16 protein-coding genes, 3 rRNA genes and 1 pseudogene are annotated in these 22,793 nt (G+C 41.3%); 13 read left to right on the top strand and 7 right to left on the bottom strand.

Annotation, left to right across the window (positions count from 1 at the left end; translation table 11 throughout):
- Window positions 1-232 precede the first annotated feature (232 nt).
- From LG273_RS07515 to LG273_RS07540, 6 genes are all read left to right on the top strand, one after another.
- Window positions 233-988, top strand: coding sequence for a glycerophosphodiester phosphodiesterase (locus LG273_RS07515; protein WP_404458989.1), 756 nt, complete (start codon window positions 233-235; stop codon window positions 986-988).
- 281 nt (window positions 989-1,269) lie between these two features.
- Window positions 1,270-1,575 carry an antibiotic biosynthesis monooxygenase family protein gene (locus tag LG273_RS07520; protein WP_404458991.1) on the top strand — a complete coding sequence of 102 codons (306 nt, stop codon included), beginning with the start codon at window positions 1,270-1,272 and terminating at the stop codon, window positions 1,573-1,575.
- Window positions 1,572-1,952, top strand: coding sequence for a hypothetical protein (locus LG273_RS07525; protein ID WP_404458993.1), 381 nt, complete (start codon window positions 1,572-1,574; stop codon window positions 1,950-1,952). Before LG273_RS07520 ends, LG273_RS07525 begins: the two co-directional genes overlap by 4 nt.
- 4 nt (window positions 1,953-1,956) lie before the next feature.
- Window positions 1,957-2,610, top strand: coding sequence for a B12-binding domain-containing protein (locus tag LG273_RS07530; RefSeq protein ID WP_404458995.1), 654 nt, complete (start codon window positions 1,957-1,959; stop codon window positions 2,608-2,610).
- Window positions 2,597-3,358 carry an STAS domain-containing protein gene (locus LG273_RS07535; protein WP_404458997.1) on the top strand — a complete coding sequence of 254 codons (762 nt, stop codon included), beginning with the start codon at window positions 2,597-2,599 and terminating at the stop codon, window positions 3,356-3,358. The genes LG273_RS07530 and LG273_RS07535 overlap by 14 nt, the downstream gene beginning before the upstream one ends.
- A gap of 164 nt (window positions 3,359-3,522) precedes the next feature.
- Window positions 3,523-4,506 (top strand): ion channel, encoded by a 984-nt coding sequence (locus LG273_RS07540; protein ID WP_404458999.1) that lies wholly within the window; start codon window positions 3,523-3,525, stop codon window positions 4,504-4,506.
- Window positions 4,507-4,552: 46 nt separating this feature from the next.
- On the opposite strand, the gene LG273_RS07545 is transcribed toward LG273_RS07540, so the two are convergent.
- The 4 genes from LG273_RS07545 to LG273_RS07560 all read right to left on the bottom strand — a co-directional run bounded on the left by LG273_RS07545 (window position 4,553) and on the right by LG273_RS07560 (window position 9,733).
- Entirely contained in the window at window positions 4,553-6,097 is a 1,545-nt protein-coding gene (locus tag LG273_RS07545) for a multicopper oxidase family protein (RefSeq protein ID WP_404459001.1), read from the bottom strand.
- A 329-nt stretch (window positions 6,098-6,426) separates the two neighbouring features.
- Entirely contained in the window at window positions 6,427-7,416 is a 990-nt protein-coding gene (locus LG273_RS07550) for a sodium:calcium antiporter (protein ID WP_404459495.1), read from the bottom strand.
- 167 nt (window positions 7,417-7,583) lie between these two features.
- Window positions 7,584-9,131 carry an SPFH domain-containing protein gene (locus LG273_RS07555; RefSeq protein WP_404459003.1) on the bottom strand — a complete coding sequence of 516 codons (1,548 nt, stop codon included), beginning with the start codon at window positions 9,129-9,131 and terminating at the stop codon, window positions 7,584-7,586.
- A gap of 59 nt (window positions 9,132-9,190) precedes the next feature.
- Window positions 9,191-9,733 (bottom strand): hypothetical protein, encoded by a 543-nt coding sequence (locus LG273_RS07560; RefSeq protein ID WP_404459005.1) that lies wholly within the window; start codon window positions 9,731-9,733, stop codon window positions 9,191-9,193.
- Window positions 9,734-9,882: 149 nt separating this feature from the next.
- Here LG273_RS07560 and LG273_RS07565 point away from each other — a divergent pair, with 149 nt between their 5' ends.
- The 5 genes from LG273_RS07565 (at window position 9,883) to rrf (ending at window position 16,602) form a co-directional block, all read left to right on the top strand.
- Window positions 9,883-10,320: a CBS domain-containing protein gene (locus LG273_RS07565; protein WP_404459007.1), complete on the top strand. Its 438-nt coding sequence runs from the start codon at window positions 9,883-9,885 to the stop codon at window positions 10,318-10,320.
- 168 nt (window positions 10,321-10,488) lie between these two features.
- Window positions 10,489-11,046 (top strand): flavin reductase family protein, encoded by a 558-nt coding sequence (locus tag LG273_RS07570; RefSeq protein WP_404459009.1) that lies wholly within the window; start codon window positions 10,489-10,491, stop codon window positions 11,044-11,046.
- Between the two features lie 406 nt (window positions 11,047-11,452).
- Window positions 11,453-13,016: ribosomal RNA gene (locus LG273_RS07575) — 16S ribosomal RNA — on the top strand.
- 486 nt (window positions 13,017-13,502) lie between these two features.
- Window positions 13,503-16,421 (top strand): 23S ribosomal RNA (locus LG273_RS07580).
- Between the two features lie 65 nt (window positions 16,422-16,486).
- Window positions 16,487-16,602 (top strand): 5S ribosomal RNA (gene rrf / locus LG273_RS07585).
- Together the 16S, 23S and 5S rRNA genes form the textbook arrangement of a ribosomal RNA operon.
- Before the next feature lie 275 nt (window positions 16,603-16,877).
- Here rrf and menC read toward each other — a convergent pair.
- Together menC and LG273_RS07595 are read right to left on the bottom strand one after the other, a co-directional pair.
- Entirely contained in the window at window positions 16,878-17,984 is a 1,107-nt protein-coding gene (menC, locus tag LG273_RS07590; RefSeq protein ID WP_404459011.1) for an o-succinylbenzoate synthase, read from the bottom strand.
- Window positions 17,985-18,006: 22 nt separating this feature from the next.
- Window positions 18,007-19,427, bottom strand: a pseudogene (locus LG273_RS07595) (YfcC family protein).
- A gap of 119 nt (window positions 19,428-19,546) precedes the next feature.
- Between LG273_RS07595 and LG273_RS07600 the strand changes: the two are divergent.
- The gene (locus LG273_RS07600) at window positions 19,547-20,374 is read left to right on the top strand and encodes a MurR/RpiR family transcriptional regulator (protein WP_404459013.1); all 828 of its coding nucleotides are present in this window, start codon (window positions 19,547-19,549) and stop codon (window positions 20,372-20,374) included.
- A complete protein-coding gene (locus LG273_RS07605) occupies window positions 20,374-21,489 on the top strand; it encodes a M20 peptidase aminoacylase family protein (protein ID WP_404459015.1) in 1,116 nt (371 codons plus the stop codon). Before LG273_RS07600 ends, LG273_RS07605 begins: the two co-directional genes overlap by 1 nt.
- A gap of 91 nt (window positions 21,490-21,580) precedes the next feature.
- Here the strand turns inward: LG273_RS07605 and LG273_RS07610 are convergent, their stop codons facing one another.
- Window positions 21,581-22,717 (bottom strand): amidohydrolase, encoded by a 1,137-nt coding sequence (locus LG273_RS07610; protein ID WP_379561652.1) that lies wholly within the window; start codon window positions 22,715-22,717, stop codon window positions 21,581-21,583.
- Window positions 22,718-22,793: the final 76 nt, after the last annotated feature.

Consider the following 22,793-nt stretch of genomic DNA (forward strand, 5'->3'; position numbering starts at 1 on the left):
ACGAGTACGCTTGAGGGGAAGCTACACGTCGAAGAAATGCGATTAACATTTAACTAGCGTAAAAATTAAGTAAAACTTCGGTAAACAGTCCATATTTCTAACTAGCTTATGGTTAAATGGAAGAGGAAGCTAACAATCTAACATACATAAAGGTGATTGTGATCATCAATCTCTAGTTCTAAAGGTTATGAAAAAATTAGTAGTCTCGTATTAATTTGAAAGGAAGGATTGTATGACAAAGATATATGGCCATAGAGGATCTATGGGTACCTTTCCAGAAAATTCATTAATTGGTTTCTTGAATGCTGTAGAAGATGGTGTCGATGGCTTGGAATTGGATGTTCACTTAACAAAGGATGGAGAGGTAGTCGTTATCCATGATGAAAGCATAGACAGAACAACAGATGGCAGCGGTTTAATCAAAGATCTTACCATGGAAGAAATTAGCCAATTTAGTACAGGGAACCGATTCTCACACCTTGCAAGTTTTACGAATGAATGGAGAGCAGAAAAGGTACCAACATTGCAAGAGGTTCTTGAGTTACTTGAACCCTACGATACAGAATTAAACATTGAATTAAAGACCTATATTGAACCCTATGTGGGATTGGAAGAACGTGTAAATGACATCGTAGCTAATTATGGCAATGGAAGAAAAATAGTCTATTCTTCTTTTCATTTACCAACATTAGTGAACATGAAACGAATCAATCCCCAAGCTAATATTGCATGGCTCCTCAACCATCCAGTTAGCCGTCCTGACGATTACTTGGAAGCTTTTGAATTAGAATCATTGCATGTCTCTAGTAAAGTAGCTTTTCAACAAGCAAAAAAATGGCAAGAAATTTTACCTTTGCTGCGTGTTTGGACTGTAAATGAAAGTAATGATATAAAACAACTTCTGGATTTACGAGTAGGGGCAATCATAACTGATTATCCAGAAAAAGCAATTTTCTATAGAAGTGAAAGAAGATCGTTTATCGGATAATAGTGGAATGGTTCATAGTTTTAATTTTTGAATTTATAACCGCATGATGCCAGAGTGGCATTATGCGGTTTTGTTGTTATAGAAGAAGTTCAGCCTGGTTTCATATTGTTGGGATTTTGGAATTCATATGACTACTTGCGAATTAAATAGCTCTGCTATGATATTACATTATACGACAATAACCCCTCCAACTGGTCACCTCTAGACAGGAATGTTAAAATTAGAAAATAGTATTTGTGATATAAATCAAATAGTTTGGCCGTGTTGATGGGAGGATAACCATGTATATTGTACATTCCATTTTTGATGTACCAGAGGGGAAAGAAGACGAGGTTATTGATATTTACCGAAATCGATCGGGTTTAGTTGATAAAGCACCTGGGTTCTTACAGTTCCAGCTCCTGCAAAATGAACGGAAAAAAGGAGAACTTACTGTACAGATATGTTGGGAATCTAAAGAGGATTATATGAATTGGGTTACTGGTGAAGATTATAAACGAATTCATGAGCTTGAGAAAAAATACCCCGATCAAGAATTAGCAAGTGTGGTGCCGAAAGTTAGAAAATACAAGGTGGTTGCAGAATGAAAAACATGACACAGGACTTAACACCTTTATTGGAAGAAATTGTGACTGGCATCTATCAGGCTTATCCAAACCTCTTAACAAAGTACGGGGAAGTTGGTAAGAAAAAGTGTCTGGAGGACAACCAACATCATTTAGACCACCTCAATTTAGCTTATGAAGCGCAGAATACGCAGTTATTTACTGATTATGTCGTGTGGTTAGATGGAGTGCTGACCTCAAGAGGGATGGATACAAACCATCTTATATTGAACTTAGAACTGATAAGAGATGCGGTTAAACAGCATTTAGCAATTGAGCAGGGTGTGTTTTATGAGAAATGTCTTGAAGAGGCAGTTAATCGGTTTGAATCACAAAAAATGATATGGCTTAAAGGATGATTTGATGAACAGCAAATGGGAAGAGCTTTCCCGCTATCTTCTGGAAGGGGATGAACAGAAAGCATATGATCTACTGATTAGAGAAGAAGCTAATAGTCTTAGCATTTACACAGAACTTCTCACAAAAGCAATGCAACATGTTGGGCATTTGTGGGAAACTAATCAAATTACGGTTGCTGATGAACATTTGGCTACGAGTATTTGTGACTTTATTCTTAGCCAATATTCTTTTTCCAAAAGAGCATTAAATGAGCATAAGCATGGTAAGAGAATGATGTTTCTGTGTTTAGAACAGGAGCAACATATGCTTGGAGCAAAAATGGCGGCAGCCCTCGCTACTGAAAAAGGTTGGAATGTGAGACAACTGGGAGCAGATCTTCCCCTTGAATATACGATTGATAGTGCAAAGAAATGGCGACCAGAGGTAATTGGAATTTCGGCAACACTGCCTTATCGCTTACCTGCTTTGACTGAGTATATAAAAAAGCTTGAAGAGCTTACATGGAATCCAAAGGTTATCGTTGGAGGTAGACTAGCTTCCGTTTACGATCTTCGCCCCTATTGTGGAAAGAAAACTACTATTTTTACAAACCTTTATGAACTGAATGATTGGCTTGATAAAGAGCAAGGGAGAGTAAATGTTGATGGAGCTAGCTAAATACCTGCCATTAGCCTTTTTTAAAATAAATCCTAACTTTGAGATTATGGAGACTTCTGATAAAACAAGTCAGCAGTTCTTATATGGCGATAGTTTACTTAGTGTGCTAGATGAAGGCAGTCATCGTAAAGTTTTAGCCTATATTCAACCGGAAATACCGGAGACCGAGTTAGAGGTTGTCATGAGAACAAAGGAAGACCCCATGGCGGTATTTATGCTATACGTAAAATGGGAGAAAGACATTGGGTTTATTTTATGTCAGAAAAAAGGAGAGCAGGTGGATAAAGTAGCTACTCAACTGCAGCAACTCCGGACTAGGCTTGCGGAAACGGATTTTGCACTATTAGAAAATAAGGAAGCACTAGAAGAAGCTATGGAGCAAGTTAATCTCCTTTCTGCACCGTTTATTGCACTTACCACCCAAGTGGCGCTAATACCCCTTTTTGGAAAACTTGATGAAAATAAGTTAGCTGCAATGGAATCATCCATTTTACACAGACTATATGATTCAGATTATCAGCTGTTATTGTTTGACTTTACATCAATTGGAGAAATAGAAAAAGAAGGATTACAGAAAATCATTCAATTTCTCGATATGATTCGTTTGTTAGGACAAGAAATTATTATTTGTGGCCTAAACCCCGATCATGCAACAGCAATTCATCAATATACCCGTTTTCCTGCATTTATTACTACTTCTAATTTACAGAATGCAATCCAACAATATGTTATTAAAAAGATTGAATAACTGGATGGACCTGATAGAAAGCCGATCAGGTCTTTATTTTTCCTATTGAAGGGACTCGTTAAGTCACGGTATACTTTAAAAGGGAGATTTGCAGAAAAGTGGAGGAGGAAGGGAAGAGTTTACATATGATTTTTTTTAGGAATCTTTTCGTCAAGGTAATTCGTTTGAATAACTGGTTTTTAATTATGTCTACCGTTACATTAGTTCTTGCCAGTAGCTATTTTATATACTTTCTAGAACCTGAGACGTTTGTCAGTCCTTTTGAAGGGCTATGGTGGACAATGACTACTGTTACCACTGTGGGTTATGGGGATATCTCCCCAGTTACGGTACCTGGGAAAATTTTTGCTATGTTTTTATACATTGTTGGGATAGGCTTAATGACTATATTTATTGGAAAGGCTATTGACTTTTTAAGCATACGCAAGCGTTTAAAGGAGGAAGGGAAATTGGATGTAACCTTTGAAGATCACATTATCTTAATTAATTGGACGAAAAAAGCTCGGATCACACTTGAGGAAATTTTACGTACCTTTCAGGATGTGCGAATTGTAATTATAGATGAAAGTGAAGAAAAAGCTCCACTCCTCCATGAACAAGTGGAATTTGTGAAAGGGAACCCAGCAAATCAAGATGTCCTCATGCAAGCCAATTTACTTAAAAGTAAATCGGTAATGATCTTTTCACCACAGGACACTACTATTAGTTCTCAAGCTGACGGCCAGACATTACTTATTGCCACAATATTGGAAGGTATAGGGAAAGAATATAATCAAAACATATATACGATTTGCGAAGTTACGGAATCAAAACATATTCAAGCTTTTAAAAATGTTTCAGTAGAAGAATACATAACACCTAATGATACGGTTGGTAACCTAGCAGCAAGATCGATCTTGTTCAATGGGTCAAGTGAAATTATTAGACAGCTAACAAGTAATCAAGGTTTTGACCTTTATTGTATTAATAAGCAATCAAATTGGGTTACGTATGAAGATGCAAAACGTGATTTATCCGAACAGGGTGCTTTGCTTCTCTCTGATGGTAAGGATTTATCTATCATGAATCATTTGGATAGAAAGATACCAGAGGAAACAAAACTTTTCATTATTTGCGATGAAGATGTCTACCACAAAGTGATTCGTTAGGGGAAGAAGGGGTGCTTATTTAGAAGCCGCCCCTTTTTAATATTTTTTATTCTGTATCTATATCTTCTTCTTCTGTCACCACGCGGAATGGGCGCATCATATCATAATCTTCGTGTTCTAAAATATGACAATGCCACACGTAATCCCCTGTGTATGGTGAAAACTTCGCGATCACCCTTGTAAGTTGACCAGATGGTGCTGCAATGGTATCCTTCCAGCCACGCTCGTTTGGTTGAGGGGGGGAGGCAGGCTCAGTGTATACCATGCTTCCATCTGCATTATATTGTTCTAAATCAAAAGGTTGTCGATCAATTACTTGAAATTGAACAAGGTGAAGATGGATAGGATGGGTAAAATTCGTTACGTTCATAAATTCCCATACTTCGGTTGTATTTAATCTCGGTGTCTCTGTTACAGGATCATGCCACATTTTATTATCTAAAAGCAGAAGAGGCCTCCCAAACTCATCCTCTGATCCAAGTAGTTTTAGTTTTCGAATTGCTTGAATGCGATTGCTTTTCAAGGAAGGAATGTTAGATAATGTGTTTGGAACCCTGCTTGTATCGTTACTCCTTAATGGCTTATTCACTCTAAATTGCATCACATCATGTGTTTCATCCTCAGGATCAGCGTCTTCTCCTAAATCATTCTTCAGTCTTATCATTTCTTCATTTAATGTTGAGAAATCGATAATTATATCCGCTCTTTCTGCAGGTTCCAATGTTAATCTACGTAACTCTAAAGGAGCTCGTAATAGGCCGCCATCTGAACCAATTTGTAGAAACGGATGGTCGTTGTCCAGATACATTTGATATGTCCTTGTATTAGATGCATTAATCAGTCGAAAGCGGTACTTTCGTGGTTCCACTTCGAGGTATGGCCAAACCTTTCCGTTAACTAAAATTGTTTCCCCTAAATAGGCTGGCACGATAGATGGGTTTGGGAGTTCGGATGAGGCATCTTCTGGCTGATTGGGGTATTTTAAAGAGCCGTTAGAGTGAAAAGACCGGTCAAGTAATATCAGGGGAATCTCATAATTACCAGAAGGAAGCTTTAGGTTTTTTTCTTTTTTGTCACGTATAATATATGCACCTACAAGGCCAGCATAAACGTTCAGTCTGGTTATTCCCATGGCATGGTCATGATACCAAAGTGTGGTGGCTCGCTGATTGTTTGGGTATTCGTATACCTTACGTGTAAAGACAGGTCCTGTTTGCTGGAAGTTTCTTGTAAACCACGCTTCTGGGTAACCATCACTATCTGGCTTTGTTACACTTCCATGTAAATGTGTAACGGTCCGCACTATAGGTTGGCTGGCAAGGCTGTGTATGGAGGTATCAACGGGCAGGATATGTCTGTCTGGTAAATGGTTCAACCATTTTACATGTGTGGCTTCTCCTTGAGTAACCTCAAACGTCGGGCCGGGAAATTGACTCTCATACCCCCAAAGTGTAGTAGGTGGCAAATCACGATGCAACTTTTGTTTGAATTCCCTCATACCAACTTCATAATAAGATCCTTTTCTTCCTTGCTTCTTTGGCTTTATCGTATCCATGACTGGTAATGGATCAACAAATTTTCTAAGCTTCATATATCACATCTCCAATATTAGGTCATTACTCCATTAAATGTTCTAAACCCTTTTCTTGCATGGGTAATTCTCCTAAATTTAGAGAGGTTTTTAGAGAGGTAAATTAATTCCGCCATAACTGGCTAATAAGACCCCCACTTCTAGAAGGCAGAAGCAATCAAGTATTCTAAGTGGGGGAGCAAATGCCAGGAAAGATCCGATTCGTTCAACTAACAATTGGAGGGGAAGGAAGGGAATCCCATCACCAAATGAAGTTTCACTTTATGTAGGGTTGAAGGGGGTTTCTATGAAAGAACCTAATCATGTAAGTGAACATGATTAGGTTCTTTTTAAAGGACAATTATGGCAACAACCACAATATAACTTATTACCGCAATAACGGATGGTATAGAATAGGTTATCGCATTCTTTGTTTTATCCCGTTTAATAATTACCATTGTCAGGGCTGTTAAAATAAACCCAATAAAGGACATATACATTAATTCATCGCTTGAATCCTGCCAAATACTTCCGTTCCTGTAAAAAGGGTCGGCAAGTGCAATCACTAGAATATTAAATAGGTTACTTCCAAGGATGGTACCAATTGCCATATTAACATTAGAAAGCTTTAATGCTGTGTATACACTCATAGCATCAGGAATGGAAGAGGATAAAGCCACTAAGATACTTCCAATCGCCGTGGCGCTAATTCCTGTGTTCTGGGCAAGAGCGTCTCCCGAGAGAGAAAGTGCTGTTCCGGTTATAAGTATAACTAATGAAAAAAGAATAAATTGGCGTACGGCTCGTTTGACGTTAAAGTTAGTTTTGTCGACTACTTTCTCTGTAGTGTTTGTTTTTTCATCTTTTGGGGGTTGATGTCTTTTTGACATAATATACATGCCAATCATATATATGATGACAATTGCAATACTAAAAACGCTAATATTAAAGAAGGACCATGAACCTTGAATAGCAAGCGCGAAAGCAGTTGTCGTACAGAGGATAAGTGCAATAATGCCCGTATGGATATGGTGGTCTGAAACATCTAGAAAAAGTCGCTTGCTGCGAAAATGAAGATCTAATATAAATAGAACGAAAAAGTTAAATAAGATACTTCCTAATCCATTTCCTACTGCAATACCCGCATTTCCGATTATACCGGCAGAAACTGTAACGGTTAATTCTGGTAAGGAAGTGGCAACCGCTAATAAAAGCGTTCCAGCTAATATACCACCCAACTTTGTTTCCTTGCTAATTGTATCGGCATGGCTGGATAGTCTAGTTGCCGCGAATGCTGATAGACCTGCAGCCAGAATGAATATAAGAATTAAATACCAGATAAAAAATCAACACCTCTCCATAATGCTCTCTTATGTATTCTCGAAATGGGGAATGCGTAAACATTCTAGTTTATATTTTTTATAAATCCGGGGAATAAAAAAGAAAAAGCGCTGACCAAGTTGGACGGTCTAAACGCTTTTCCTTTACTTCTACATGTTGTATAAAATTAGTTGTGATTCTGTTCATTTTGAACCAATTGCTTTTCATTATGGTCCTCATACCGAATCCGATCGAAATCTAAGTCATCTGTATTACGCTGTTTACCAGTAACATTTTCTAATAACTCTTTAACATCAATACCTGATGAAGCTTTTAAAGACTCTTGCAGAGTGGCCATTAGGTTTGTTGCATAACCACTTACTTTGTTTGCTCCTCCATCTGCTCCACTACTTCCAGTATCAACCACTGTTAGCTTATCAATGTTTGAAAGTGGGCTTGCAACTTCTTTCGCATATTCAGGAAGCATCTTCATAATCATATCGAGAATGGCTGCCTCCCCATATTGTTCAAAAGCCTCGGCAATTTTCCGTTTTGCTTCTGCTTCAGCTAGACCTTTTAGGCGAATAACCTCTGCTTCGGATTCACCCTGAGCGCGTTGGGAATCTGCTTTTGCCAAACCGTCAACACGGACGCGCTCTGCCTCAGCTTTAGCTTGTGATTCAATTCGGTATTGGTTAGCATCTGCATCTGCAAGCTGCTTGGCTTTATCCGCAACTGCTGCTTGTTCGACGGCATAGCGGTCTGCGTCTGCTTTTTTCTTCACTTCTGAATCATATTGTCTTTCTCGACGAAGAATTTCTTTCTCTTCTAATTCAATTTGCTTTTGTCTTTCAATAATTTTAATTTGCATTTCTTGTTCGGTTACTTCTTGTTTCGAACGGGCAGTTTCCAGGTCATAAGCCTGGTCAGCTCGAGCTTTCGCTACATCTTGCTCTCTGCGATATTCGGCAGTCTTTAACTGATTCTCTTTTTCAGCTTCAGCAATTTCTGTTGCTCTTTCTAATTCTGCCTTCTGTGCATCCTTAGCCGCCTCGGCCCGTTTAATTCGGGTCTCTTTGTCGGCTTCAGCTGTGGCGATATCAGCATCACGCTTAACTTGTGCAATTCGTGGTTTACCTAAAGACTCTAAATAACCATTTTTATCTTTAACATCTTTAATAGTAAAGGAAACGATAATAAGACCCATTTTTGCTAGATCTTGAGAGGCAACACGTTGAACTTCCTGTGAAAATTTATCTCGATTTTTGTATATTTCCTCTACAGTCATGGAACCTAAAATAGAACGTAAATGCCCTTCCAATACTTCTCGAGCCTCGTTTTCCCGGTCTTCCTTTGTCTTCCCTAGAAATTGTTCGGCTGCAGTCGCTATTTCACCAATGGAACCACCAATTTTAATAATTGCAGTACCATCGGCCATTACAGGCACACCTTGTTCGGTATATACCTCAGGCGTAGTAACTTCTAATTTACTGGATAGAAGGCTAAGAGGCTCTGCTTGTTGAAATACCGGAAGTATGAAAGTACCTCCACCTCGAATGATTTTTATTTTGTTTCCTGACTCGTCTACGTGAACATTTTTCCCTCCCAAATAACTTCCTGTAACAATTAAAGCTTCATCAGGACCAGCGGTACGGTATTTTGCTACAAATACCCCAATAAGTGCAATAACTAAAATAACTGCAATTCCAATGACAATCCACATACCTTCAAACATCGCTTTTCCCCCTTCATTATAATTTTATTAAACAAACGTTACCAAGTGGCACCGTCCGATTAAACAGATGTGTCTGCATCCAATTCGTTCTCATATGGAACGACATAAAGGACACCATTTTTAACTTCTAATACTAAAACCTTTGTACCTTCATAGATAATAGTATTGTCAAAACCTGTAGCAGGCTTGGAGATCATGCCACTTTTGCTTTCTAAGACAATTTCGCCAAAGCCATCTTCCGGGATTGGCACAATAATTTTCCCAACTCTACCTTTTAAGGATTCTTCCGTATAACTTAGGGATTCTTCTGCAGATGAGAGTGGAACAAGGACAAATATGTGGAGAAGGGTATCAAGAATTAGCGCGATCCCTGCTGCAAGTAACACAATTAAGACTCTAGATAGGGACGTAATATTCTCCAGCAAATAACCTGTAGCGGAAAAGAATGCAAAAAAGCAAAGAATGAGTACAGGATTTATAAAACCAAAAACTTCACCAACACCCTCTAAAATATCTCCAAAAAATAAGTATAGGATTGTCAATCCCCCAGCTATCAGAAGAATGATTAAATAAATATCTTCAATTTGCGTGCCAAACAACATATAATTCATCCCCCCTGTATATCTAGTACTACGAATAGAACAAAGGAAAGTTTCGAAAAAATGGAATAATTTTAAAAGACAAATGTAAAATCTACCGCTAATAAAATTATTTTGCTTACACAAGATATGATCGAAGGGGAGGGATACACATGCATCAGCAACTGAGAAATATTATGACAGCAAATGTTATGACAGTTAGTGCGACACAATCTATACAGGATGCAGCGCGGATTATGAGTGACAATAATATTGGAGCTGTTCCAGTAGTCGATCAAGGCGGGAATATGGTCGGAATTATTACAGACCGAGATATAACATTGCGTTCAACGGCACGAGGAGAAGCGGCTAACACTCCTGTTTCTCAGGTCATGACGGCTCAAAGTATTGTTCAAGGGACACCAGATATGGATGTACATGAAGCAGCACAACTAATGTCACAACAGCAAATTCGCCGTTTGCCTGTTACAGAAAACGGTAAGATTATTGGAATGGTTGCGCTTGGTGACCTTGCTGTAAACAACCAGTTTAATGATGAGGCAGAGCAAGCACTCTCCACTATTTCTACACCTTCAGCACCGCAAAAATAATTGAAAAGGAAGAGCGCAGAGGAATTTACCTTGTTGCGCTCTTCTTTTTTGGAGGCAATTTTAAATTCTAATTCAACAAGATGCTTTGCTTGTAAAGAGTCAAAACACTTCCCAATATGAAGCCTTTTCGTTAGTATGCTTTATATATAAGTAGAAGGAGGCATTTTTTTGAGGAAACCAATTAAAGGTACTGTTATGCATAGTTATCCGGGAATGGTTGCTCTTGTTACAGCACATTCCAATGGAAATAATAATATTATGGCTGCCGGTTGGCACACATATATTTCAATTGAACCACCAATATACGGTGTAGCAATTGGTAAAGAACGCTACACACACAGTTTAGTAAAAGAGTCGAACAGCTTTGCTATTAATTTTCTCCCATATGAGAAGGCTGAAATCATTGTGCGTGTTGGAAGCATATCAGGGAGAGAGCAAAATAAGTTTGAAGCACTGGGCTTGCCTTTTGAAGAAGGCATAACCATATCAGCTCCTATTTTAAAAGACGCTTATATGGCATATGAATGTAAGGTGATCGATCAGAATACATACGGGGACCATGATTGGATTGTGGGGGAGATTACCGAATGTTATCGAGACGATGCAAAGTTCTTGGCAAATGGGTTGCCTAATTTTAACGAAGTTAGTATTCCTTTATATTTAGGGAGGTCTTCTTTTATTAAAACGGATAATGAAATTGCTATTGAGACATTTACAAAAAAATAATGTTTAAACTTTCTAAAGAGGGGTATATGTATTAATACACGGTCTTACATCACATTTAATTGCAAAGAGAAATATAGTAGGCGACGTTCCTAAAATTTCCATCAGAAAAACATTGACACTTTATAAGTGAAGATGATATATTAATCAAGTCGCCAAATTCGACAGCAATCGACAACTCCTTTGCAAAGCGATTTAAAAAAGTTGTTGACAATAAGAAATGGTGATGGTAAGATATAAAAGTTGCTTTAAAAAAAGCGACGAAACAAATTGCTCTTTGAAAACTGAACAAAACAACCAGTATGTCAAGGAAAAACAGCTTGCTGTTTTTCGAAGAAATACAAAGCAGAAGTCAGCTTCTGTGAAGCTAAGACGCATCATGTTGATTGGTGTCGACATGATACAAACTTTTTTGGAGAGTTTGATCTTGGCTCAGGACGAACGCTGGCGGCGTGCCTAATACATGCAAGTCGAGCGCAGGAAGCAAGCAGATCCCCTTCGGGGGTGACGCTTGTGGAATGAGCGGCGGACGGGTGAGTAACACGTGGGCAACCTGCCTGTAAGACTGGGATAACCCCGGGAAACCGGGGCTAATACCGGATAACACTTTTCGTTGCATGACGAGAAGTTGAAAGGCGGCTTCGGCTGCCACTTACAGATGGGCCCGCGGCGCATTAGCTAGTTGGTAAGGTAACGGCTTACCAAGGCGACGATGCGTAGCCGACCTGAGAGGGTGATCGGCCACACTGGGACTGAGACACGGCCCAGACTCCTACGGGAGGCAGCAGTAGGGAATCTTCCGCAATGGACGAAAGTCTGACGGAGCAACGCCGCGTGAGTGATGAAGGTCTTCGGATCGTAAAACTCTGTTGTTAGGGAAGAACAAGTCGGGTAGTAACTGACCCGGCCTTGACGGTACCTAACCAGAAAGCCCCGGCTAACTACGTGCCAGCAGCCGCGGTAATACGTAGGGGGCAAGCGTTGTCCGGAATTATTGGGCGTAAAGCGCTCGCAGGCGGTCCTTTAAGTCTGATGTGAAATCTCGCGGCTCAACCGCGAACGGTCATTGGAAACTGGAGGACTTGAGTACAGAAGAGGAGAGTGGAATTCCACGTGTAGCGGTGAAATGCGTAGAGATGTGGAGGAACACCAGTGGCGAAGGCGACTCTCTGGTCTGTAACTGACGCTGAGGAGCGAAAGCGTGGGGAGCGAACAGGATTAGATACCCTGGTAGTCCACGCCGTAAACGATGAGTGCTAGGTGTTAGGGGGTTTCCGCCCCTTAGTGCTGAAGTTAACGCATTAAGCACTCCGCCTGGGGAGTACGGCCGCAAGGCTGAAACTCAAAAGAATTGACGGGGGCCCGCACAAGCGGTGGAGCATGTGGTTTAATTCGAAGCAACGCGAAGAACCTTACCAGGTCTTGACATCCTCTGCTATTCCTAGAGATAGGAAGTTCCCTTCGGGGACAGAGTGACAGGTGGTGCATGGTTGTCGTCAGCTCGTGTCGTGAGATGTTGGGTTAAGTCCCGCAACGAGCGCAACCCTTGATCTTAGTTGCCAGCATTTAGTTGGGCACTCTAAGGTGACTGCCGGTGACAAACCGGAGGAAGGTGGGGATGACGTCAAATCATCATGCCCCTTATGACCTGGGCTACACACGTGCTACAATGGATGGAACAAAGGGAAGCAAAACCGCGAGGTCAAGCAAATCCCATAAAACCATTCTCAGTTCGGATTGCAGGCTGCAACTCGCCTGCATGAAGCCGGAATCGCTAGTAATCGCGGATCAGCATGCCGCGGTGAATACGTTCCCGGGCCTTGTACACACCGCCCGTCACACCACGAGAGTTGGTAACACCCGAAGTCGGTGAGGTAACCTTTTGGAGCCAGCCGCCGAAGGTGGGACCAATGATTGGGGTGAAGTCGTAACAAGGTAGCCGTATCGGAAGGTGCGGCTGGATCACCTCCTTTCTAAGGATAATTAAGAAGGCGAAAGGGCTCGATTAGCGACGTATAAACTGGACTGAACCGAAGGAGATAAAGGAAACACAATGAGCGTAGCGAATTGTTGTTGACTTATCGTACGGAGGTGAAGGAAGTTTACTAGTCGTTGAGCACTGTAGCTGGACTAACGGAACGCCGAAGGTTCTCTTGCGAGAGCCTTCCGGTAAGGACATACTTGGTTGTTTGGTTCAGTTTTGAGGGAGCAATTCTCTCATTTGTACCTTGAAAACTAAATAAGAGTAACAACGACATCAAATAAAAAGCTTGAACAACTGTTCGGCGATGTACGGACTGGACTGAGCTGTAGGAGATAAAGGGAACACGATGACCGTTAGGGAATCGATGTTGACTTATCGTACGAAGGTGAAGGAAGTCACGCTTATCGCTAGTTGTTGAAGCTGGATTATAAAGCAAGCAAGGCTAAGAAATTAGCACGCTTATTTACTGTAACTTAGTTAAGTGAATAAGGGCGCACGGTGGATGCCTTGGCACTAGGAGCCGATGAAGGACGGGACTAACACCGATATGTCTCGGGGAGTCGTAAGTAGACATTGATCCGGGAATTTCCGAATGGGGGAACCCACTGTTCGTAATGGAACAGTATCGTTACCTGAATACATAGGGTGACGGAGGCAGACCCGGGGAACTGAAACATCTCAGTACCCGGAGGAAGAGAAAGCAAATGCGATTTCCCAAGTAGCGGCGAGCGAAACGGAATTAGCCCAAACCAGAAAGCTTGCTTTCTGGGGTTGTAGGACACTCCACACGGAGTTACAAAGAAATTCTTTAGATGAATCGATCTGGAACGATCAGCCATAGCAGGTAAGAGCCCTGTAATCGAAAAGGAATTTCCTCCGGAGTGTATCCTGAGTACGGCGGAACACGAGAAATTCCGTCGGAATCCGGGAGGACCATCTCCCAAGGCTAAATACTCCCTAGTGACCGATAGTGAACCAGTACCGTGAGGGAAAGGTGAAAAGCACCCCGGGAGGGGAGTGAAAGAGAACCTGAAACCGTGTGCCTACAAGTAGTCGAAGCCCGTTAATGGGTGACGGCGTACCTTTTGTAGAATGGACCGGCGAGTTACGATCGTATGCAAGGTTAAGTGGAAGACACGGAGCCGCAGCGAAAGCGAGTCTGAATAGGGCGATATAGTATGCGGTCGTAGACCCGAAACCGTGTGATCTACCCATGTCCAGGGTGAAGGTCAGGTAACACTGACTGGAGGCCCGAACCCACGTATGTTGAAAAATGCGGGGATGAGGTGTGGGTAGGGGTGAAATGCCAATCGAACACGGAGATAGCTGGTTCTCTCCGAAATAGCTTTAGGGCTAGCCTCAAGCATCGAGTACTGGAGGTAGAGCACTGATTGGACTAGGGGCCCTCATCGGGTTACCGAATTCAGTCAAACTCCGAATGCCAGATACTTAGACTTGGGAGTCAGACTATGGGTGATAAGGTTCATAGTCGAAAGGGAAACAGCCCAGACCGCCAGCTAAGGTCCCAAAGTATACGTTAAGTGGAAAAGGATGTGGAGTTGCCCAGACAACCAGGATGTTGGCTTAGAAGCAGCCATCATTTAAAGAGTGCGTAATAGCTCACTGGTCGAGTGACTCTGCGCCGAAAATGTACCGGGGCTAAACGTATCACCGAAGCTGCGGATTGTTCTTCGAACAATGGTAGGAGAGCGTTCTGTGTGCTGTGAAGTCAGACCGTGAGGACTGGTGGAGCGCACAGAAGTGAGAATGCCGGTATGAGTAGCGAAAAAAGAGTGAGAATCTCTTTCACCGAATGCCTAAGGTTTCCTGAGGAAGGCTCGTCCTCTCAGGGTTAGTCGGGACCTAAGCCGAGGCCGAAAGGCGTAGGCGATGGACAACAGGTAGATATTCCTGTACCACCTCTTGAATGTTTGAGCAATGGGGGGACGCAGTAGGATATGGAATGCGCACCGATGGATGTGTGCGCCCAAGCAGTGAGAATGTTGGATAGGCAAATCCGTCCAACTTAAGTTCAAGCTGTGATGGGGAGGGAAATTGAGTACCGAAGTTCCAGATTTCACACTGCCAAGAAAAGCCTCTAGTGAGTTCAAAGGTGCCCGTACCGCAAACCGACACAGGTAGGCGAGGAGAGAATCCTAAGGTGAGCGGGAGAACTCTCGTTAAGGAACTCGGCAAAATGACCCCGTAACTTCGGGAGAAGGGGTGCTCCTTTATGGAGGAGCCGCAGTGAATAGGCCCAAGCGACTGTTTAGCAAAAACACAGGTCTCTGCGAAGCCGTAAGGCGAAGTATAGGGGCTGACACCTGCCCGGTGCTGGAAGGTTAAGGGGAAGCGTTAGGCGCAAGCCGAAGCGTAGAACCGAAGCCCCAGTAAACGGCGGCCGTAACTATAACGGTCCTAAGGTAGCGAAATTCCTTGTCGGGTAAGTTCCGACCCGCACGAAAGGTGCAACGACTTGGGCACTGTCTCAACGAGAGACCCGGTGAAATTATACTATGCGTGAAGATGCGCATTACCCGCGACAGGACGGAAAGACCCCGTGGAGCTTTACTGTAGCCTGATATTGAATGTTGGTACAGCTTGTACAGGATAGGTGGGAGCCTTCGAAGCGTGAGCGCTAGCTTACGTGGAGGCATCCGTGGGATACCACCCTGGCTGTACGAACCTTCTAACCCAGGACCGTAATCCGGTTCGGAGACAGTGTCAGGCGGGCAGTTTGACTGGGGCGGTCGCCTCCCAAAAGGTAACGGAGGCGCCCAAAGGTTCCCTCAGAATGGTTGGAAATCATTCGCAGAGTGTAAAGGCACAAGGGAGCTTGACTGCGAGACCTACAAGTCGAGCAGGGACGAAAGTCGGGCTTAGTGATCCGGTGGTTCCGCATGGAAGGGCCATCGCTCAACGGATAAAAGCTACCCCGGGGATAACAGGCTTATCTCCCCCAAGAGTTCACATCGACGGGGAGGTTTGGCACCTCGATGTCGGCTCATCGCATCCTGGGGCTGTAGTCGGTCCCAAGGGTTGGGCTGTTCGCCCATTAAAGCGGTACGCGAGCTGGGTTCAGAACGTCGTGAGACAGTTCGGTCCCTATCCGTCGTGGGCGTTGGAAGTTTGAGAGGAGCTGTCCTTAGTACGAGAGGACCGGGATGGACACACCGCTGGTGTACCAGTTGTTCCGCCAGGAGCATAGCTGGGTAGCTACGTGTGGCAGGGATAAGTGCTGAAAGCATCTAAGCATGAAGCCCCCCTCAAGATGAGACTTCCCATCACTTCAAGTGAGTAAGATCCCTCAGAGACGATGAGGTTGATAGGTCCGAGGTGGAAGCGTGGTGACACGTGGAGCTGACGGATACTAATAGATCGAGGACTTAACTAAACATTTTCTTGATTCGTTGTTTTCTCTTATTTAGTTTTCAAGGTACAAATTATAAAACCTATAGGTCTGGTAGTAATAGCGGAGAGGTCACACCTGTTCCCATGCCGAACACAGAAGTTAAGTTCTCCAGCGCCGATGGTAGTTGGGGCTTTGCCCCTGCAAGAGTAGGACGCCGCCAGGCAAAAAAAAGAGGGTTATGCATAATATTATGCATAACCCTCTTTTGCTATAAATTAGTTTTTGGTACAACTTTATAATGGGTCAGGTCATAAAAATTTAAAAGGGGTTTATATTAGGGAGCGGATCAAGAGTTATATGGAAATCGCTTTCATTTTTAAAGGAAGAGCAACGCCTTTTTCCCGTACTCCTTTTCAACAAAAAAGAAAGAATAAGAATAGGCGAAGTTCTTCATGTACAAAAAAAGTAAGTAAAAGCGGTTATATGGTATAACAAAGATTAGTTAAATGTTTTATGTTCTATTGTATGTTTCATTAAGTCATCATAATTAACTTCATAGCCAATACCTGGATCTGTTGGTACTGTAAGAATCCCATTGTCCACAGTTACTTCCGGCTCAATAATATCTTTTTCCCAATACCTCGATGATGCAGCAGTATCTCCAGGCAACGTGAAATTTTTCAGTGTTGTAATTGCAATATTGTGAGCACGTCCCACACCAGATTCCAGCATACCTCCACACCACAACGGTATGCTTTCTTTTTGACATAAATCATGTATTTTTTTAGCCTGGGTTAATCCACCAACTCTTCCAATTTTTATATTAATAATTTTACCACTGCCAAGCTCAATTGCTTGCCGAGCATCCTCATAAGAGTGTATGCTCTCATCTAAGCAAATAGGTGTCTTCAATTGTTTTTGTAATGTCGCATGGTCTATTAAGTCTCCAGCTGTTAGTGGTTGTTCAATCATCATTAAGTTAAATTGGTCTAGTTCCTTTAGAATATTTACATCGGCAAGAGTATAAGCAGAATTTGCGTCTACCATTAGTGGAATGGTTGGAAATTTCTCTCGTACCTTTTCTATTACGGCAACATCTTTTTCAGGTTTAATTTTAAGTTTTATTCGCTTATAACCTTCATTCGTTTTATCTTCAATATTTTGTAGGAGAACCTGAATATCCTCTTCAATACCAAGACTAACCCCAACTTCGATAGTGGATTTCTTTCCTCCTAATGCTTCAGCGAGCGGTATTCCTTTAGACTTAGCATAGAGGTCCCATACGGCAGTATCAATTGCGGATTTAGCTAAATTATTTCGTTTATACATACTGAAAAGTGATTGGAGTTCTTCTGGGTGCTCTATATGCTGATTTAGTACTTGAGGGATTAAAAATTTGTTTAACATAATCCAGCTCGAGTCTGTAAATTCTTCAATATAGAGTGGTTTTTCGGACGTCACACATTCTCCCCAGCCAGACAGACCTTCCTTATTTTTTACTTCTACAAGAAGAAATTGTCTATCCTGTTCTGTTCCAAAACTAGTGGTAAATGGATATTTCATTTTCATGTTTAATTTATAAACAACTATTTCTGTTATCTCCACAGAACAACTCTCCCATCTTCATTTACATAGGTCCCCAATTAATTAATACGGCGATAACTAAATAAATACAACCAATGGCATACCAAATTAACACTAAAGGAAAAGCAAATTTAATCCACTTGGTCCACGGAATACCTGCAATAGCTAGATTAGCCATTAATACTCCTGATAATGGGGTTATTATATTTGTAAAACCATCACCCATAGAGTAGGCTTGAACAGCTACCTGACGCGGGATTTCCATTAAATCAGCTAGGGGTGTCATAATTGGCATCACGATGGCAGCCTGACCACTACCTGAGGAAACAATTAGATTAAACAAGCCATTACCGATAAACATGGCTATAGCCCCCATGACGTTAGAAAAAGGCTCTAATACAATTGCCATTGCTTGGACAATTGTATCCAAGATCTGTCCATTTTCTAACAGGACAACAATTGATCTTGCCATTCCGATAATAAGCGCTCCGTAAACAACACCTTTGGCACCGTTCATAAACTCTTCCACCATTTTATTAGCGCCCATTCGACTTATAATCGCCGTACCAGCCGCTACAGCGATGAATACGGCAGCCATTTCATTGGTCGACCAACCTAACTGGAAAACACCATAAACATAAGTCCCTATTCCAATTACTAATAGTGCGAGGGTCAGTTTGTGGGTGGTAGTCAGGACAGATGAGACGTTATCCATGCTTTTATCGTTGTATTTCGGAAAGCGGTTTTCTCTTAAAATACTACGTTCAGGATTTTTCTTAACCTTATTCGCATACCAACATATATAGGTTATAGAAGCAGCCAAAACTGTTAAATAGATGGTGATCCGGTAGCCAATTCCAGAGAATAGCGGAGTTGCGCAATTTGTTGGGCAAACCCAGTAGTCAAAGGATCTAAAAATCCGATTGCAAAACCAGAATAAGCTCCTAAATAAATAATAGAGACGCCAACTATTGCATCCATCTTCATCGCTCTAGCAAGAATAATACCAATAGGAATAAATGCGATAACAGCATTTACGATAATTCCTAGCCCGCCAAATATAGAAAACAAAGAAGCAACTATAATAATTAATAACCATTCCTTATTCCTGGTTTTATTGATAGTCTTCATGATTAGGGTATCAATAGCGCCAGTACTTTCAATCACTGCAAAAGTACCACCAATTATGAGTACTAAAAAGATTAAACCAGCTCCGCCAATCAACCCTTCCTGAATAGCCCGGAAGACTTCAATGAAACTGGCAGGTTGCTGTTCGATTTGTTCATAGCTGTTCGGCACGATGATAGACGTATTCCCATCCGTCGTTTCTCTCTCAAATGAACCTGCGGATATGATGTATGTTAAGATGGCAGCAATTAGTAAAATGCCAAATAAAATAACATAAGCATCAGGTAAAGTGAGTTTTTTCTTCTTTTCTTCCTTTGTTTTGTCATAGTTCTCCAACTTAATCCCCTCCTCAGTCTAAATATTTTAACTATTTGAAACTTGCGTTAAATTATAATGAAGTTTATACTTTAAATCAATAGGAAATGAATAAAAAACTTTATTAGGGGAAATCAAAAATGGTTCAGCATTATGTGAAAGTGACCAAAGAAACGTTGCCCTCTCTTACAAAAGGTCTTAAAAAAGTAGCCAATCAATTATTGGTAGATCCGATGATATTTGCCGTCCAGCCAGCCAAAAGAGTTGGCGAAATTATTGGAGTTAGTGAAACAATGGTTATTCGATTCTGTAATCAGATTGGGTATACAGGGTTTAGTGACCTACAAAAAGAAGTGCGGCATCATCTCTTAACGTTAAATCAGCAAGACTCATCCGATGAAGAATTAGGACATATCCAACACGATATATTTTCTAATATGAAAAAAGATCTAGGCCATATTAGAAACAGTATTGAAGGCATGGATGTAAATAGCCTTTATAAAGCTGTTGACTTAATCGTAAAAAGTGAAAAAGTCCTTATAGTCGGCTATTACCATTCATTTACCTTCGCTCATTGGCTTTCTTTTAATCTGAATTACGTGTTAGGCAATGCGATCTTGTACCGTTCAGAAAATGACGCTGGCTTATTAGATTTGCTTCCTAAAAATTCTAGCATTGTAATCTTTTCATTTTTTCGATATGCAATAGACACGATTAGGCTTGCAGAAGAAGCGAAGGAAAGAGGGCTAAAAGTAATTACAATTACGGACTCTTGGGTCTCTCCGGTGGCCGAAAAAGCAGATCTTGTTATTTCATTATCTATTAATGAAAGTAAGACATTTATAAATAAAGGGCCTGTGACGATATCATTGATTAATGCTATTCTTTCGGAAATAATGAAGCGCGTGGAAAGCCGCGGGAAAATTCAAGCGAACCAAAAATATTACATAAAGGATGGAGAATCATAATGGGAACTATAGAACAAAAGGTAATAGAGACATATGAATACTTGCACGACCACGCAGAAATAAGTTGGGAAGAAGTAGAAACGACCAAATATATTAAGGAGTTTTTAGAGAAGAGCGGATGTAGAGTTATCGTTTTTAATGATTGTACAGGAGTAATAGGGGAGTATGGGAACTTTAATAATGATTTACCGGTTGTAGGAATTCGTGCCGATATGGACGCCCTATGGCAAGAGGTGAACGGTAAATTCCAACCAAATCACTCCTGTGGTCATGATGCCCATATGTCAATGGTGTTAGGAGTGTTAATGAAACTGGAAGAAAATCCAGAGTTAAAGGATAAGGTTGCTGTCAAATTTATCTTTCAACCAGCAGAAGAAAAAGGCTCTGGAGCACTGAAAATGGTGGGAAAACAAGTGGTAGAAAATGTGGATTACTTGTACGGCGTTCATCTACGCCCAATCCAGGAAGCGAAAATGGGGAAGGCAACTCCCGTTATCGTCCATGGTGCTTCTAAAATGTATAGTGCAACCATTAAAGGAGATGATGCCCATGGAGCAAGGCCGCATCTTAATCATAATGCAATAGAGATTGCTGCACAAATTGTTAACATGATGAGTCAAATTCATCTTGATCCAAGAGTTCCACACTCTGCTAAAATGACAAGTATTCAAGCAGGTGGTAAAAGCACGAATATTATTCCGGGAAATGCATCTTTTTCCTTGGATTTAAGAGCACAAAACAATGAGATCATGGAACAGCTGGAGAAAAAAGTGAGAAGTATTTTTAATTCCGTTCAAGACCTTTATGATGTAGAAATTGATATTACCGACGTAGCTGGAATTGTTGCTGCTGCTACAAATGATGAGGCGATCGCTATTATGAGCAAATCCATTTCTGAAACGCTTGGTGAGGATAATTTAAATCCACCATTGGTTACACCAGGGGGCGATGATTTTCATTTTTACACGATTAAGAAGCCTTCCTTAAAAGCTACGATGTTGGGATTAGGCTGCGACCTTCAGCCCGGATTGCACCATCCGGACATGTCTTTTAATAAAGATGCTTTAATGAATGGTGTAAATATTTTGTATAGAGCAGTGCTCAACACTTATTAATATTGTTAATACTGACACGTAAAAAGCCTTTTAAAAAATACTGTGAAAACGGAGAAGAATATTTATCTCTGATTTCACAGTATTTCTTTTATTAGCTATTGTGAGAGTTTATTATTTCCCCATTAATATACACTGTCTCTACCTTACTTCGCAGATCAAACAAGTTACCATCCCAGATAACGAAGTCTGCATCCTTACCAGGTTCAATGGAACCAACTCGATCCTCAACACCAAGGTGTTTTGCGGCATTGCTTGTTAGCATTTGTAATGCTTGCTGTTCTGTTAAACCGTGTTTAATTGCATGAATGGCACTGGTTACGAGATACTCTATTCCTACAACTGGGTGATCAGTTGTCAGGGAGCAGGAAACCCCTGCATCCATTAGCACTTTCGCAGTTGCCCATCCTTTATCCTTTAGCTCTACTTTAGAGCGAGTCGACATTGTAGGACCTACTGATACACAAACATCATGCTGTGCAATATAGTCAGCAATTTTATGACCTTCTGTGCAATGCTCAATTGTTACATTTATATCAAATTCTTTTTTAATACGTAATACTGTTACAATATCATCTGCCCGATGCGCATGCACTCTTAAAGGGATTTCCTTATCTAATACTTTGGCAAGGTTCTCAAGACTAAGATTGCGGTCCTTTTTATCTCCGTCCATGTAATTTTGCGTTTCGATAAGTTTTTCACGAAGTCTTGCTGCAACTCCCATACGGGTAGTTGGCATTTTACCTTTTGCACCATGAAACATTTTTGGGTTTTCCCCAGTAGCTGCTTTCATGCCAGAAGGGGCGCGAAGAATCATTTCATCAACGATGTTTCCATTTGTCTTTAAAACAGCCATTTCGCCACCAATCACATTCGCACTGCCAGGCATAATTTGCACGGTGGTAACGCCAGCTTTTCTTGCATCAGAAAAACCAGTTTCCATTGGGTTGATTCCATCTATTGCTCTGACTTGTGGTGTTACCGGATCACTCGTTTCGTTAAAGTCACTACCTTCACGGCCAACACCTTCTTCTGAGACGCCTAGGTGTGTATGTACATCAATTAAACCAGGGGTAATGATCTTTCCTGTCGCACTCACTTCCTCATAACCATCTGGGACGGAGCCCCCTGCTTGAATAGAGTCGAATTTACCATCTTTCACGAGAATTGTATGGTCTTTTAATATGTTTCCGTTTCCGTCATAAATAACGGCATTTGTAATAGCCAGCATGCTGAAACCTCCATTTGTTCGTATCTAATGAAATGAATAAACTATTATTGATAATAAATTATTTTTTGAAAATTGT

This window comes from Oceanobacillus kapialis (assembly GCF_044790185.1).
Taxonomy (GTDB): Bacteria; Bacillota; Bacilli; order Bacillales; family Amphibacillaceae; genus Oceanobacillus_B; species Oceanobacillus_B kapialis.

What these genes read in the sequence shown, in the direction of transcription:
- LG273_RS07515 (WP_404458989.1), top strand. Translation starts at nt 233, where the DNA reads ATGACAAAGATATATGGCCATAGAGGATCTATGGGTACCTTTCCAGAA.
- LG273_RS07520 (WP_404458991.1), top strand. Translation starts at nt 1,270, where the DNA reads ATGTATATTGTACATTCCATTTTTGATGTACCAGAGGGGAAAGAAGAC.
- LG273_RS07525 (WP_404458993.1), top strand. Translation starts at nt 1,572, where the DNA reads ATGAAAAACATGACACAGGACTTAACACCTTTATTGGAAGAAATTGTG.
- LG273_RS07530 (WP_404458995.1), top strand. Translation starts at nt 1,957, where the DNA reads ATGAACAGCAAATGGGAAGAGCTTTCCCGCTATCTTCTGGAAGGGGAT.
- LG273_RS07535 (WP_404458997.1), top strand. Translation starts at nt 2,597, where the DNA reads ATGGAGCTAGCTAAATACCTGCCATTAGCCTTTTTTAAAATAAATCCT.
- LG273_RS07545 (WP_404459001.1), bottom strand. Translation starts at nt 6,097, where the DNA reads ATGAAGCTTAGAAAATTTGTTGATCCATTACCAGTCATGGATACGATA.
- LG273_RS07555 (WP_404459003.1), bottom strand. Translation starts at nt 9,131, where the DNA reads ATGTTTGAAGGTATGTGGATTGTCATTGGAATTGCAGTTATTTTAGTT.
- LG273_RS07560 (WP_404459005.1), bottom strand. Translation starts at nt 9,733, where the DNA reads ATGTTGTTTGGCACGCAAATTGAAGATATTTATTTAATCATTCTTCTG.
- LG273_RS07565 (WP_404459007.1), top strand. Translation starts at nt 9,883, where the DNA reads ATGCATCAGCAACTGAGAAATATTATGACAGCAAATGTTATGACAGTT.
- LG273_RS07600 (WP_404459013.1), top strand. Translation starts at nt 19,547, where the DNA reads ATGGTTCAGCATTATGTGAAAGTGACCAAAGAAACGTTGCCCTCTCTT.
- LG273_RS07605 (WP_404459015.1), top strand. Translation starts at nt 20,374, where the DNA reads ATGGGAACTATAGAACAAAAGGTAATAGAGACATATGAATACTTGCAC.
- LG273_RS07610 (WP_379561652.1), bottom strand. Translation starts at nt 22,717, where the DNA reads ATGCTGGCTATTACAAATGCCGTTATTTATGACGGAAACGGAAACATA.